This is a genomic window from Kribbella sp. CWNU-51, from assembly GCF_054073265.1.
On the sequence record NZ_JBSXMZ010000045.1, the window covers coordinates 14,899 to 28,699 of the forward strand.

Here is a 13,801-nt window from a genome sequence, read left to right on the forward strand (position 1 = left end):
CCGGGACAGGTCCGGGCACACGCTCCTGGTCGACAGTCACTCGACTCAAGGAGCACATCATGACCGTCATCGTCGAAGACACCACGGCCCGGCAGCGTCCGGCGCCAGTCTTCACCGGCCGGGTCCGCTGGGTTGCGGCCGCACTCGCCGTGGCCGGTGCCGCACTGCAGGTCGCGGAGTTCCTGCTCGAGCCCGGCGGAAACGCAGGGGCGGCGAGTCGCATCAGCTGGTGGCTGGCCCACCCGGACCGGATCGCGTTCTCGAAGGCCGCCGGCATGCTTGCTGTCCCGTTCCTGCTCGGGCAACTGTTCGTGATGGTGACCATCGCGCGCCGCCACTCGCGCCGGATCGCGACCGCGGCGGCTGTGTGCCTCACGGCCGCGATGACCGGCCTTGCGGCGATCCAGGGCGTGGAGATGGCGGCGTTGTGGACGGCGCGGGCCGGTCATGGGGACGCGGCTGTGGCCATCCTGGATGTGAGCAGCCCAGGGCTCCCGGGAGCGGTGTTGTTCGTGCTGTTCTTCGCTGGTGCGCTGTTCGGGACCGTACTGCTCAACATCGCGCTATGGCGGTCACCCTCGGTACCGAGGCTCGTCGTGGTGTTCGGGGTGGGCTTTGTGATCATGGACCTCGTACTCGGGTGGGGCATCGCCGGACACCTCTCCGCGCTGGCAGCGGGCCTGGTGCTCGCCTGGGCGATCGTCACCGGCTATGGCCGCACTACCCACCAACGGCGCTGGATGCGCACACTGAGCATGAGATGAGCGTTCGGAAGTGGCCTCTGGCCCCGGTGATGGTCGCCGGGGCCACCGGCGCGCTCGCGATCACGTCACTGACTCTGGCACTGACCACGGTGACGGCTCCAGGAGAGCTCATCGGCGAGAACCGCGCGAACCAGTGGATGGCGGGCCTGGCGCTCGGCGTCGTGGGCGCCCTCGTACTGCGCGCGCGGCCGGACAACCGGCTCGGCTGGGTACTCGCCGGAGCGGGCGTGTGCGCTTCAGCAGGCTCGGTCTGCTCGGAGTACGCGGGGGTCGCGCTTGGTACGACGCCTCTCGCCGCAGTAGCGGCGTGGCTCGCAGCAGTCTTGTGGCTACCGCCGTTCCTGGCAGTGGTTGCCGCCATACCCCTGCTGTACCCGGACGGCAGGCTGCCGTCGCGTCGGTGGCTCTGGCCGGCTCGCGCCGCGTTGCTGGCAGGGTGCTTGGCGCTGTTCTCGTTCGCCACGAGTCAGGCGGCTGTGGACGACGCAGGCTTTCCTGAGGTGCGCAATCCGCTCGACCTGCCGGTCGATGACAGCGTCCAGTTCGGGGTGACCGCGGCTGGGTTCGCCGTGGTGCTCGCGGTCGGCGTCGCCGCCGTACTGGGTGTCGTACTGCGGATGCGGCACGCCGATCCCGAGCGGCGGCAGCAGGCCGCGTGGTTCGTCGCCGCGATCGCGCTGGCCGGACCAGTCGCGTTCATCCCGGTGCCCCAGGCCGTCGACTTCGTCATCAATGTCGTGGCGCTCTGCTGTCTTGCGGTCGGCATCGTGCGCCATCGCCTGTTCGACATCGAGCTCGTACTGTCGCGCACGGTTGTGTATGCCGCTCTGACAGCGGTTGCGCTGGGCATCTATCTCGGTGCGGCGGCACTGCTGGGCGCCAGATCCGACGCCGGCCTGGTGCCGGCGGTGATCGCCGCGGTTGCGGCCATGCTGCTCGCCGGCGCACGGAGTTGGCTGCAGGCCCTGGTCGACCGGCTGATGTACGGCGAACGCCGCAACCCACTCGCGGCGCTGACCACCTTGGGCGACCGGCTGAGTTCCGCTCTCGACGCCGATGAGGTCCTGCCGGCGACCGTCGAGGCAGTGCGCACGTCTCTCAACCTGCCGTACGCCGAGGTGCGGCTGGCCGGTGAGGACCGACCGGCGTACGCCTCTGGCAGCCGGCCGGAGCGAGTGGCCCGGTTCCCCCTGAGCCATGCGGGCGAAGAGGTTGGACTGCTGGTGGTGGGTCTGCGGCGCGGCGAGCACGAGCTGGCTGCGCCGGACCGTCGGCTGCTGGAGGTGTTCGCCCGCCAGGCCGGTGTCGCGGCCCACGGCGTCCGGGCGACCCGTGAGCTGCGGAGGTCACGCGAGCGCGTCGTCTCCTCGCGCGAGGAGGAACGCCGCCGGATCCGCAGGGACCTGCACGACGGACTCGGCCCAGCGCTGGCAGGTATCTCTCTCGGCTTGGAGACCGCCGGCCGGGTGGCAGCGCGCAGTCTGTCCGAGGCGTCACTGCTGCTGCAGGAGTTGCGCGGTGATGCCGCGGACTGCGTCGATGAGGTACGCCGGATCGTCGCGGACCTGCGGCCGCCCGCACTGGATGCCGGCCTGGTCGGTGCGCTGCGGCATCAGGCCGACCTGCTCACCGCTCGCTCCGGTGGGCGACTGGTGATCAAGGTCGCCGACCACGACGGATCGGCCGAGCTGCCGTCCGCGCTCGAGGTCGCCGCGTACCGGATCGCGACCGAGGCGATGACGAACACTCTTCGGCACGCTCAGGCCAGCGGCTGTCAGGTGGACGTGCGGTACGACGGCCACCGGCTGCTGCTCAGGGTCGCGGACGACGGCAGCGGCGAACCGGCGCGGGCCGTCGGTACCGGCCTGACCTCGATGCGGGAGCGAGCCGAGGAGCTGGGTGGCTTCTGCACCGTGACGTTCCGCCCGGGCACCGGTACCGAGGTCTCGGCCTCCCTGCCCGGAGGTACGCCATGATCCGCGTGCTCGTCGCCGACGACCATCCGGTGTTCCGTCGTGGCCTGGTCGGCGTACTCACCGAGGAGCCGGAAGTCGAGGTGGTCGGCGAGGCAGGAGACGGCGACGCGGCGATGGCACTCGCGGCGGAGCTGGGTCCGGACGTGGTGCTGATGGATCTCCACATGGAAGGCACCGGGGGTATCGCCGCCACCCGCAGGCTCAGTGCCGAGCTGCCGGACATCGCAGTGCTCGTGCTGACCATGCTCGACGACGAGGAGTCGTTGCATTCTGCGCTGCGCGCGGGTGCGCGGGGTTATCTGGTGAAGGGCGCGTCGGGTGATCGCATCCTGCAGGCGGTGCGAGCCGTGGCGGCCGGCGAGGCCGTCTTCGGCGCCGACGTCGCGGGACTGGTACTCGGTCGGCTCATCTCCGAGCGCAGGACGGTCCGGCCCGGGCCGTTCCCGATGCTCACCGACCGCGAAGAGGAGATTCTGACGCTGATGTCCCACGGCCGGACCAACATCGAGATCGCCCGTCGGCTGGTCGTGTCGGACAAGACGGTCCGGAACCACATCACCAACATCTTCGCGAAGCTCGGCGTCGCAGACCGCTCCCAGGCCATCATCCGAGCCCGCGATGCCGGCCTCACCTGACCACCAGCCTGAAAGAGGCTGATACTGGCCCGGTGGGGGTTGTCGAGGCTAGGCGGGCTTACCAGGCGCGCGCGTGGGAGCGGGCGTTCGAGTTGTTCGCGGCCGCCGGGAGCCTGGATGCCGAGGACCTCGACCGGTACGCGGTGGCGGCGATGTTGGTGGGGCGGATGGAGGACTACTTCGCCATCCGGGAGCGGGCGTACGACGAGTTGCTGGCGCGGGGCGATGTGCTCGGGGCGGCCGGGGCCGCGTTGTGGTCCGGGATGCAGCGGTTGGTCGCCGGGGACGTGGTGGTCGGGGGTGGATGGCTGGCCCGGGCCGCGCGGTTGATCGAGGAGGACGGCACCGACTCGGTTCCGGCGGCCTATCTCCGGATGAGTACAGCGTTCGAGGCGGCGGCTGTCGGTGAACTCGATCTGGCGGTGGCGATGAGCGCCGAGGCGGTTGCGGCGGGCCGCCGGCACCAGAACAGGGACCTGGTCGGTATGGCGCTGCACCAGGAGGGGCGGTTCCTCCTCGCGGCCGGTCGATCGGCCGAAGGGTTGGCGAAGCTGGACGAGGCCATGGTCGAGCTGACCGCCGGTTCGCTCTCACCGATGGTGACCGGGATCGTCTACTGCGGCGCGATCACCGGCTGCTGGACGGCGTACGAGCTCCGGCGCGCCGAGGAGTGGACCGCGGCGATGACGCGCTGGTGCGACGCCCAGCCGGAGCTCGGCAACTTCACCGGTGAGTGCAAGGTACGCCGGGCCGAGCTCAAGCGACTGCGCGGCGCCTGGACCGACGCCCGCGCCGACCTGGGCGCCGTCAGTCCCGCCGATGTCGATGTGTGGGCAGCCGGTTACGCGGCCTACGTCCGTGGGGATCTCGACCGGCTCCAAGGCCACTTCGCCGAGGCGGAGGAGTGTTTCGCCGAAGCGAGCCGGCTCGGCCATGACCCGCAGCCCGGGCTCGCACTGTTGCGGCTCGCTCAGGGCAGCACGCAGGCCGCCGCCGCGATGATCAGGCGCCGTCTCGCCGAGGCGCAGGAGGACGCGAACCAGGTGGAGCTTCATCTCGCCGCGACCGAGATCTTGCTGGCGGCGGGAGAGCTCGAGCCGGCCGCCGACGCCGCCGAGAAGTTGCGCACTCTCGCAGCCACCTGCCGAACGACGATCGTTCAGGCCGCCAGCGCGCAGGCCGAGGCCATGATCCGGCTCGCCGAGGACCACCCCGACGCCGCGCTGGCGCCGGCCCGGTCCGCACTGCGTCAGTGGGTCGAACTGCGAGCGCCGTACCAGGAAGGGCGGACCCGCCTGCTGATCGCGGACGCCTGCCAGGCGCTCGGCGACGGCGAATCCGCGGACCGGGAGAGCGCGGCCGCCCGGCGGATCTTCGAGACGCTGGGCGCCTACACCGAGCGCTCCGATCGGCTGCTCTCACCCCGCGAGATCGAGGTACTACGGCTCGTCGCCACCGGGGCCACGAACCGTGCGATCGCCGCCCAGTTGGTGCTGAGTGAACGAACCGTCGACCGGCACGTGAGCAACATCTTCACCAAGCTGGGGGTCTCGTCCCGGTCCGCGGCGACGGCGTACGGCTTCGAGCACAAGCTGGTCTAACGACGTACCCATCCACCCATCGCACGCGGTTGGGTGATTTCGCCGACGCGGCACCCCGGCCGCTCTTCCTACCTTCGAGACAACCGAAGGAGGCAATCATGCAGTACGAAACAGTGGTGATCGGGGCAGGTCAGGCCGGTCTGTCGGCCGGGTACCACCTCGCGCAGCGCGGGGAGCCGTTCGTGATTCTGGACGCCGCCGATCAGGTCGGCGGATCGTGGCTCAAGCGCTGGGACTCGCTGAAGCTGTTCACGCCGTCCGGACATGACGGGCTCCCCGGGGCCAAGTTCGGCGGCGGCTACACCTTCCCGTCGCGCGCCGAGATGGTCGCCTATCTGGAGCGGTACGCCGAACGGTTCCACCTGCCGATCCGCTTGGGGACGCACGTCGACGGTCTGTTCCGTGAGGGCGACGGCTATCGGGTCACCGCCGGCGCGGAGTCGTTCGTCACCCGCAACGTGATCCTGGCGACCGGCGTCCACCGCGTGCCGAAGATCCCCGCCTTCGCCGATCAGCTCTCGCCCGACATCGTGCAACTGCACTCGGCCGACTACCGCAACCCGGGGCAGCTGCAGCCAGGCACCGTGCTCATCGTCGGTGCGGGGAACTCCGGCGCCGAGATCGGCGTCGACGTCGGCACGACGCACAAGGTGCTGCTCGCCGGGCGCAACGTCGGCTACCTCCCGATCGACATGCGGGGGTGGCAAGGCAAGCTGATGTTCCCGTTCATCTGGTGGGTGTGGGAGCACATCCTGACCGAGGACAAGAAGCCGGGCCGGAAGGTTCAGGCGGAGGCGCTCGAAGGTCACGGCGAGTTCCTGATCCGGCAGAAGGAGAAGGACCTCCTCGCGGTCGGCATCGAGCGGGTCGAGCGGATCGCCGGCGTGACCGACGGCCGCCCGCACACCGAGGACGGCGTATCGCTCGACGTCGCCAACGTCATCTGGTGCACGGGCTTCCAGTACGGCTTCGGCTGGATCGACCTGCCCGGTCTGGACTCGTCCGGGCGGCTGGCCGGCAAGCGTGGCTGCGTGCTGGGCCAGCCGGGTCTCTACGTTCTGGGGCAGGAGTTCCAGTACATGTTCAACTCCCACACCGTCGGCGGCGTCAGCAAGGACGCGGCGTACGTCGTACGCCACCTCGCCGGCCGCACGGTCCGGGAGCTGTCCCGCAGTGAGGTCTGAGCTACTTGACCGCGAGCTCGCCCAGCTCGGACCAGTCGTCCTGGGGGACTTTGAAGTTGACGATGCGGGGAGTCTCCACCAGGTGCTGGGGGAGGTGTTGCTGGGCGGCCTTGAAGTGGGCCGAGGTGACGTGAGCGGTGGCCGCGTCGTCGTCGGCGAAGGCTTCGACCAGCACGTACTCCGCGGGGTCGTCCAGGGACCGGGACCAGTCGAACCACAGGCAACCCGACTCGGCCCGGGTCGCCGCGGTGAAGTCTGCGGTGATGGACGCCCAGTTCTCGGCATGCTCCGGCTTCACGCGGAACTTGGCAGTGATGAAGATCATGACCAACAACCTAGCGCAGGGTGAAGCCGGTGCCGATGGGATCGCGCGGGTCGAGGCTGAACGTGGCGGTGCCGGTTCGGTACGCCGCCCCCTCCACCTCGGTGATGACCCCGTCAGCGGTTTCCTCGACCACGCGCCCGAGGAACGTGGTGCCGACGATGGAGTCGTGCCGCAGCACCTGCCCCGGACCCAGCCGGCCTTCGTCGTGCAGCAGGGCCAGGCGGGCCGACGTACCGGAACCACAGGGGGAGCGGTCGGCCTCGCCGTCGGCGAAGATGGTCAGGTTGCGCTGGTGTGGACCGCCGTTCAGCGTGCCGAGGTCGTCGTACAGGATGGTCCCGTAGAGACCGCTGAGCCGGGGATCCGTGGGATGTACGGCGACCGAGTCGAGCGCCCACTTGATCTCGCGGCCGATCGCCACCAGTTCGGCGTACGACGGCGGTGTCACCGAGAGCCCGACCGACGAGGCCGGCACCGAGGCGTAGAACGCACCGCCGAAGCTGATGTCCGCCACGACGTCACCCCGCGAGGTCTTCACCGGCACCGCACGATCCACGACGTACGACGGAACGTTGCGAAAGGCGACGCTGGTCACCGCCCCGGCGGAACAGGTGACCCTGGCAACAACCCGTCCGGACGGTACGTCGATCACCACGTCGGTCACGCCATCCGGTGCGGCGGATACCAGGCCGGTCTCCACTGCCCAGGTGCCCAGCGCGATCGTCCCGTGTCCACACGCGGTCGAGTAGCCGTCCTTGTGCCAGAACAGTACGCCGAAGTCCGCACCGTCATCGTTGCCCGGGACAACGAAGCCGCCGTACATGTCCGCATGTCCGCGCGGCTCGTTGACCAGTAGTTGCCGGATCGCGTCAACCTCGGACGAGGTCTGGGCGAACGCCCGCCGGTCCGGCACCGTCGCGCCGGGGACCTCGACGGACGTCACGATCCGGAAGGGCTCGCCGGCTGTGTGGTAGTCAACGACGTCGGTCATCGAGATGCCTCCGCGAGTGCGATCGATCGGTCCCGCGCGGCTTCGGCCGCCGCCATCACCGCCGAGCGTACGGCGCGATTCTCGAACTCGCGCACCGCGGCGATCGTCATGCCCCCGGGACTGCTCACCGCGGCGCGCAGCTGCACCGGGTCGGCACCGGGCTCCCGCAGCATCATCGCCGCGCCGACCGCGGTCTGGATGACAAGCTCCGCGGCGAATGGCCGGGGCAACCCGACCAGGACGGCCGCGTCGATCAGCGCTTCGGCGAGATAGAAGAAGTACGCCGGTCCGCTGCCGGAGATCGCGGTGATGGCGTCGAGCTGCTGCTCGGGCACCTGCACCACTCGCCCGACCGTCTGCAGTAGTGCCTCGACCTCGGCCAGGTGAGCCGGGGTCGCATGCGTCCCGCCGGCCAGGGCGATCATGCCTTCGCCGACGGCAGCAGGAGTGTTGGGCATGCAGCGGACCACGGCCGTTTTCGTGCTCAACGCCTGCTCGATCTGACCGATCCGGACTCCTCCCGCGGCCGAGATCAGCAGCTGGTTGTCGCCGACCTCGCCGGCCAGGTCGGCGAGGAGACCGCCGACGTGGTGTGGCTTGACCGCGATCAGCACGGTGCCCGCCGTACGCACCGCCTCGGCCAGTGGAGGTGTCGCGATCCCGAACCGATCTCGCAGGGACGCCGCTCGCTCGGCGGACGACTCGACGACCTGAATCTGGTCCGGTGTGTACCGCGGGGACTCACCGCCGAGCAGTCCGGACAAGAGGGCGGTGCCCAGGTTGCCCCCTCCGACGAACACGAGCTGATCCATGGCAATGCACCTTTCGGACGAGCGAACGACGACCGTAGTGTATGTTACACAAGCTAGATTCTCTGTAACAAACGCTACTCAGAATCCGAGTTGCTGACGGATGGTCTCCAAGGTGTGCGCGGTCTCGAGAGTTCGCTCGGTGTCGACCGCCGCGAGCGCCTGGGCCAGGGCGTCGGTGGTGAGGATGATCGTCAGGACCTCAGCGGTGATACCGGTGACCGTGTTCGGCACGTGGATCGCCACGGTCACGTCGTTCGCGAGCCGTTCGGCGACCAGCGGCTCGCTGAGCAGGATGATGGCGGCGCCGACCGCCCGGGCCCGCTCGATCACGGTCTCCGCGTCGGTGGTGAGCCGGCCGGGCGCGATCACGATGACCACGTCGTCGCGGCCGACCGGCAGCAGGTCGTCGGCCAGCCGGAAGCCGGCGGTCTCGATGCAGCGGCTGCGGCGGCCGAGCCGGCGGAGCTTCAGGGTGAGGTGCTCGGCGGCGACGAAGTTCGCGCCGAATCCGTAGGTGACGATCTCGCGCGCGTCGGCCATCAGCCGGATGGCCTCGGTGTACGCGTCCATCGACAGATGCTCGTCGAGGTACTGGATCCGCTCGATCGCTTCGGTGATCACCCGGTCCCAGACGTGCTTCGGGTCGCCGCCGGTCGCCTCGATGCGGTTCCGCAGCCGCTCCTGCCGGTGCGTGGTCGTGAACGGCGCCGCGACCTGGTCCTTCAGTTCGGCCAGGCCGGCATAGCCGAGCGCCTGCAAGGTCCGGATCACCGTGGCGTTGCTGGTCTTGGTCGCCGTACCGAGTTCCTGGGCGGACAGGTAGAGCAGTTCCTCGGGGGAGATCTCCGACAGTGAACGACAGACCGTCCGGGCGGCCGGGGTGAATTCGTCCCAGTGCTCCCGGATCCGGGAGCGGAGCTCGGCGATCGCGGGATTCTTCGTAATCCCTGTTACATCATCGGCCATCTGTGTATCATCCGATCTCATCGCGCGTGTAACGAGCAGTCCAGGAATCTGAGTTCTGTAACAGCATCGCAGACGAGAGAAGCCGATGACCCACACCTCCACCGTTTATCAGCGTGGCGCGACCCCGATCTTCGCGTCCCAGGCGGATCCGCGGCTGCACTACTGCCTGTACGTGCCGCTGCGACTGACCGACGACGAGCAGGCGCCGCTGGTCGTGGTCCAGCACGGCACCGCCCGGTCGGCGGCGAACTATCGCACCCACCTGAAGGAGTTCGCCGAGGACCAGGGCGTCGTGATCCTGACGCCGATCTTCCCGGCCGGGCTGGTCGATCCGGACGACCTGCACAACTTCAAGTTCATCGAGTACGAAGGGATCCGGTTCGACCGGATGCTGCTGGCGATCGTGGACGAGGTCGCGGCCCGGTTCCCGGTGGCGGCGGAGCGGTTCTACCTGCACGGCTTCTCCGGCGGCGGGCAGTTCACGCACCGGTTCCTCTACCTGCATCCGGAACGCCTCGCCGCCGCGTCGATCGGCGCGCCGGGCCGGATCACCCAGCTGGACGACACGCTGCCGTGGTGGCTGGGGACGAAGGGGTTCGAGAAGAAGTTCGGCCAGTCGATCGACTTCGACGCGTTGCGCCGGGTGCCGATCCAGCTCGTGGTCGGCTCCGAGGACGTCGAGACGTGGGAGATCATGAACCGCGGCGAGTCCAACTGGATGGACGGCGCCGAACTCACCGGCACCACCCGGATCGAGCGCCTCCGCACCCTCGAGGCGAACTACCGCTCCCACGGCCTCGACATCACCTTCGACGTGGTCGAGGGCGCCGCCCACTCCGGTCGCAAGATCCTCCCCACCGTCGAACGCTTCTTCACCGACCAACTCAAGAACCGGTAAGCCCCAAATACGTCAGTACGGCGAGCACCCGGCGGTTACTCGTGTCGTCGTCGACAATGCCGAGCTTCCCGAACAGCGAAGTGGTGTGCTTGCCGATGGCGCTCTCGCTGAGGAACAGCCGTTCGCGGATGGCCTGGTTGGAGAGTCCTTCCGCCATCAGGCCGAGCACGTCGCGTTCGCGTTCGGTGAGCCGGTCGAGCGGCTTGGTCGACGTACCGCTGGAGAGCAGTTTCGAGATCACGGCCGGGTCCATCGCGGTTCCGCCGGCGGCGACTCGCTCCAGTGCGTCGATGAACTGGTCAGCCTCGAACACGCTCTCCTTGAGCAGATACCCGACCCCGGCCGTGCCGTCGGTCAGGAGCTCGCGGGCGTACAGCTGCTCGACGTGCTGGGACAGGATCAGCACCGGTAGGCCGGGCACTTCGCGACGGGCGGCGAGTGCCGCGCGGAGACCTTCATCGGACTGCGTCGGTGGCATCCGGACGTCGATGACGGAGACGTCCGGCCGCCACTTGAGGAGTGCGCCGAGTGTCTCGGGCCCGGTGGTCGCGGTCGCCACCACCTCGTGCCCGTACGCCTCGAGCAGGCGAACCATTCCGTCCCGCAGCAGGTAGAGGTCTTCGGCTACAAGGATTCGCATGGCACCGTCATCCTCGCACGCGTCGGACCGCCTGCCGGGCTGCTGATCTCCAAGGTGCCGTCGAAGGCAGAGAGCCTCCGGCGTAGGCCCGCGATTCCGCCTCCCGCATCCCCGTCCGCGCCGCCCCGGCCGTTGTCCTCCACCAGCACGACCAGGGCAATCTCCTCGCGGCCGATCGTGATCTGAGCCTGGGTGGCCCGGGAGTGCTTCACGGCGTTGGTCAGCAGCTCGGCGATTCCGAAGTACAGAGCGGACTCGATCGGCGGATCCAGCCGCAGTTCACCGTCAGCAACAACGGAAGTTTCGAGCGGGCTGTCCATCGCCAACGCCCGCACGGCATCCACCAGCCCACGCTCGTTCAGCACCGGCGGGTTGATCCCCCGGACCAGTTCGCGCAGCTCCGATAGCGAGGTCGCGGCTCCGACCCGTGCCTCGCGAAGCAGCGCCTTGGCCTGGCGTGGGTCGGTCTCCATCAGCTTCTCCGCTGTCGCGAGCGAAAGGCCGAGCGCGACCAGCCGTGCCTGCGCTCCATCGTGCAGATCCCGCTCGATCCGGCGGATCTCGGCGGCCTGCGCGATCGTCGCATCCGCACGCTGTGCGGTCAGCTCGTCGACCCGATCCGACAGGGCCATCGCCGGCGTCGGGCGCAGGAAGCGTACGGCGACCGGCGCGAAGACCCTCCAGGCGTACGGCGCACTCGCGCCCGCCACCACCACACCGGCCAGTCCGAGCAGCGGCATTGACCGAGCGAACCCAAGGACCGCTGCCACAACGCCGGCCGGCGGAACCGCGGCAGTCAGGCCGGCCGTGACCACCAGGACCGCCGCGAACCTCAGATCACGCCAGTTCGCCGGGTCCATCCACCGCACGCGCATGGCCAGATCCTTCTCGGCATCCCGGCGACTCCGCTCGTACGAGTACCCGTTCCACCAATAGCCGGTGGACAGCTGCGTCACCGGTCCGAGCTCGCGATAGCCGGCCGGGATGACAATGCCCGTCCACCGGACGACGAGTGCGCGGACCATCCGGCACACCGGCCGGAGAAGCAGGAGGGTCCCGATGCAGGCCCACACGAGCGGCGCAATCCACGTCCATGGGTTCCCCCACCAGATCGCAACCGCCACAGCGGAAGCCCAGACGGCCGGCACCAGCAGGCTGACGACCAGTACGACGCACGCCCGGACGAACCCGACGCAGGCACTCGCTACCCACGACATCAGAACCTCTTCCTCGCTACGGTTGGTGACTTCACTCTGCACCAACCGAACCGCGAATTCGGCCGGATCGCCGCCGAAGTAGGGCTAGCCCCACCCGATCGAGGGCCCAGCCGCATGCGGGTGCTCTGAACAGACGTCAGCCGCTGTGCCCGGGGTGGGCAGCAGCGGCTGACGCTTGCTTCGGAGCGACCTGGAAGAGTTTCAGGCGGCTTGCGGAACGCGAGTGCGGTTCTTCGCGGCCCAGACGGCGCGGCGCAGCTTGGCCTTGTCCGGATAGCCGGCGGCACGGCCGATCATGTACACGTCGTGGCTGCGCATGTTGACCATGCCCGCGACGTACCAGACCGGGCTTCCCTCGGCCAGCATGGTGACGATCATCGAGTTGACGGTGCTGTCGGTGGTGGTGTTCATCCTGACCCTCTCCTTTGGTCGCTCCTTGATACTTCGGAGCAGTTGGTCGCTCTTACTGATACGTCGGACCAGGGCAGCGGCATTCGACACACCTCGACAAAGTATTTTGGGCGCGGTGACGATCACCCCGAGCGATCCGTACGCCGCCTACTCCGCCCTCCGTACGTCCGGTCCGGTCCACCGCATCGCCGGACCCGACGGAAGCCCCGCCTGGCTCGTGACTCGGTACGACGACGTCCGCCGGGCACTCGCCGATCCACGACTGTCCGTCGACAAGCGCAACGCACTGCCCGGCAACTACCGCGGCCTGAGCCTCCCGCCGGCCCTCGACGCCAACCTGCTCAACATGGATCCGCCCGACCACGCCCGGATCCGGACTCTGGTCACCCGTGCCTTCACGCCGAGCCGCGTCGTCGAGTTGGGCGGTCCGATCCGTCGTACGGCGGGCGCCCTGCTCGAACCCGTCGTGCGACGAGGCCACGGCGACCTGGTCGCGGAGTACGCCGCACCGCTGCCGATCACCGTGATCTGCGACCTGCTCGGAGTACCGGAGGAGATCCGGACCGACTTCCGCACGTGGACGGACACGGTGCTCGCGCCGCCCGATCCGGACGAGGCGCGGACCGCGATCGGGGCAATGTTGAAGTTCTCCGCCGGACTGATCGAGAGCAAGCGATCGGACCGCGGCGACGACCTGGTCAGTGATCTGATCGCCGCGCGGGATCACGGCGACCGGCTGACAGACGACGAACTGGCCTCACTCGTCTTCCTGATCCTGTTCGCCGGCTACGAGAACGTCGTCCACCTGATCGGCAACGCCACCCTCGCACTGCTCGACGACCGGGCACTCTGGGACCAGCTGCTCCGGGATCGGTCCTTGCTGCCGTCCGCGGTCGACGAGCTGATGCGGTACGACGGTCCCGCGCCGCTCGCGATCAGGCGGTTCCCGGTCGAGGACATGGAGATCGGCGGCGTGGTGATCCCGGCGGGGGAGACCGTGCTGCTCGGGCTGGCGTCGGCGAACCGGGATGCGGACCGGTTCCCGGATGCGGACCGGGTCGACTTCGATCGGACTGCCGGCGGACATCTCGCCCTTGGTCACGGCGTCCACTACTGCGTCGGCGCACCGCTGGCCCGGCTCGAGATCACGATCGCCCTGGAGGCGCTGCTCGATCAGACGCCTGATTTGGCGCTCGCCGTACCGCGAACCGAGCTCACGTGGCGCGACACCATCCGCACCCGCGGGCTGGTCGCGCTCCCGGTAGTGACAGGTGCAGACCGGAAAACAGAGCGCCCCGATCAATGACCGGGGCGCTTGTCCGTGTGAGTCCCGGGGGGAGTGGGACCACCACACGTTGGGGGGGACTTTTACGTTAACTCG

Annotated in this window: 14 protein-coding genes; 7 read left to right on the top strand and 7 right to left on the bottom strand. The window is 69.0% G+C overall.

What is annotated here, in order from left to right; genetic code table 11:
• Positions 1-59 precede the first annotated feature (59 nt).
• The 5 genes from ACXC9Q_RS35670 to ACXC9Q_RS35690 all read left to right on the top strand — a co-directional run bounded on the left by ACXC9Q_RS35670 (position 60) and on the right by ACXC9Q_RS35690 (position 6,160).
• Positions 60-764 carry a hypothetical protein gene (locus ACXC9Q_RS35670; protein WP_457061049.1) on the top strand — a complete coding sequence of 235 codons (705 nt, stop codon included), beginning with the start codon at positions 60-62 and terminating at the stop codon, positions 762-764.
• Positions 761-2,740: a sensor histidine kinase gene (locus tag ACXC9Q_RS35675; RefSeq protein WP_457061050.1), complete on the top strand. Its 1,980-nt coding sequence runs from the start codon at positions 761-763 to the stop codon at positions 2,738-2,740. Before ACXC9Q_RS35670 ends, ACXC9Q_RS35675 begins: the two co-directional genes overlap by 4 nt.
• On the top strand, positions 2,737-3,375 hold the full coding sequence (locus tag ACXC9Q_RS35680; protein ID WP_457061051.1) for a response regulator: 639 nt from the start codon (positions 2,737-2,739) through the stop codon (positions 3,373-3,375). The genes ACXC9Q_RS35675 and ACXC9Q_RS35680 overlap by 4 nt, the downstream gene beginning before the upstream one ends.
• A 32-nt stretch (positions 3,376-3,407) precedes the next feature.
• Entirely contained in the window at positions 3,408-4,976 is a 1,569-nt protein-coding gene (locus tag ACXC9Q_RS35685; RefSeq protein ID WP_457061052.1) for a LuxR C-terminal-related transcriptional regulator, read from the top strand.
• 98 nt (positions 4,977-5,074) lie between these two features.
• On the top strand, positions 5,075-6,160 hold the full coding sequence (locus ACXC9Q_RS35690; RefSeq protein ID WP_457061053.1) for a flavin-containing monooxygenase: 1,086 nt from the start codon (positions 5,075-5,077) through the stop codon (positions 6,158-6,160).
• A 1-nt stretch (position 6,161) separates the two neighbouring features.
• On the opposite strand, the gene ACXC9Q_RS35695 is transcribed toward ACXC9Q_RS35690, so the two are convergent.
• From ACXC9Q_RS35695 to ACXC9Q_RS35710, 4 genes are all read right to left on the bottom strand, one after another.
• On the bottom strand, positions 6,162-6,485 hold the full coding sequence (locus ACXC9Q_RS35695) for a putative quinol monooxygenase (protein ID WP_328518687.1): 324 nt from the start codon (positions 6,483-6,485) through the stop codon (positions 6,162-6,164).
• Positions 6,486-6,495: 10 nt separating this feature from the next.
• Complete coding sequence (locus ACXC9Q_RS35700; RefSeq protein WP_457061054.1) at positions 6,496-7,476, bottom strand: proline racemase family protein; 981 nt, start codon at positions 7,474-7,476, stop codon at positions 6,496-6,498.
• Positions 7,473-8,288, bottom strand: a complete 816-nt coding sequence (gene proC, locus ACXC9Q_RS35705) for a pyrroline-5-carboxylate reductase (RefSeq protein WP_457061055.1) — start codon at positions 8,286-8,288, stop codon at positions 7,473-7,475. Before proC ends, ACXC9Q_RS35700 begins: the two co-directional genes overlap by 4 nt.
• A 78-nt stretch (positions 8,289-8,366) precedes the next feature.
• Positions 8,367-9,254, bottom strand: coding sequence for a MurR/RpiR family transcriptional regulator (locus ACXC9Q_RS35710; protein ID WP_457061056.1), 888 nt, complete (start codon positions 9,252-9,254; stop codon positions 8,367-8,369).
• Between the two features lie 85 nt (positions 9,255-9,339).
• On the opposite strand from ACXC9Q_RS35710, the gene ACXC9Q_RS35715 reads away from it, so the two are divergent.
• Positions 9,340-10,152 (top strand): alpha/beta hydrolase, encoded by an 813-nt coding sequence (locus ACXC9Q_RS35715; RefSeq protein WP_457061057.1) that lies wholly within the window; start codon positions 9,340-9,342, stop codon positions 10,150-10,152.
• Here the strand turns inward: ACXC9Q_RS35715 and ACXC9Q_RS35720 are convergent.
• From ACXC9Q_RS35720 to ACXC9Q_RS35730, 3 genes are all read right to left on the bottom strand, one after another.
• Positions 10,139-10,792 carry a response regulator transcription factor gene (locus ACXC9Q_RS35720; RefSeq protein WP_457061058.1) on the bottom strand — a complete coding sequence of 218 codons (654 nt, stop codon included), beginning with the start codon at positions 10,790-10,792 and terminating at the stop codon, positions 10,139-10,141. The two genes, ACXC9Q_RS35715 and ACXC9Q_RS35720, sit on opposite strands and share 14 nt — an antisense overlap.
• Positions 10,777-12,009, bottom strand: a complete 1,233-nt coding sequence (locus ACXC9Q_RS35725; protein ID WP_457061059.1) for a sensor histidine kinase — start codon at positions 12,007-12,009, stop codon at positions 10,777-10,779. The genes ACXC9Q_RS35720 and ACXC9Q_RS35725 overlap by 16 nt, the downstream gene beginning before the upstream one ends.
• Positions 12,010-12,210: 201 nt before the next feature.
• A complete protein-coding gene (locus tag ACXC9Q_RS35730) occupies positions 12,211-12,420 on the bottom strand; it encodes a hypothetical protein (protein WP_457061060.1) in 210 nt (69 codons plus the stop codon).
• A 115-nt stretch (positions 12,421-12,535) separates the two neighbouring features.
• Here ACXC9Q_RS35730 and ACXC9Q_RS35735 point away from each other — a divergent pair, with 115 nt between their 5' ends.
• On the top strand, positions 12,536-13,726 hold the full coding sequence (locus ACXC9Q_RS35735) for a cytochrome P450 family protein (RefSeq protein WP_457061061.1): 1,191 nt from the start codon (positions 12,536-12,538) through the stop codon (positions 13,724-13,726).
• The last annotated feature ends 75 nt before the right edge of the window (positions 13,727-13,801 follow it).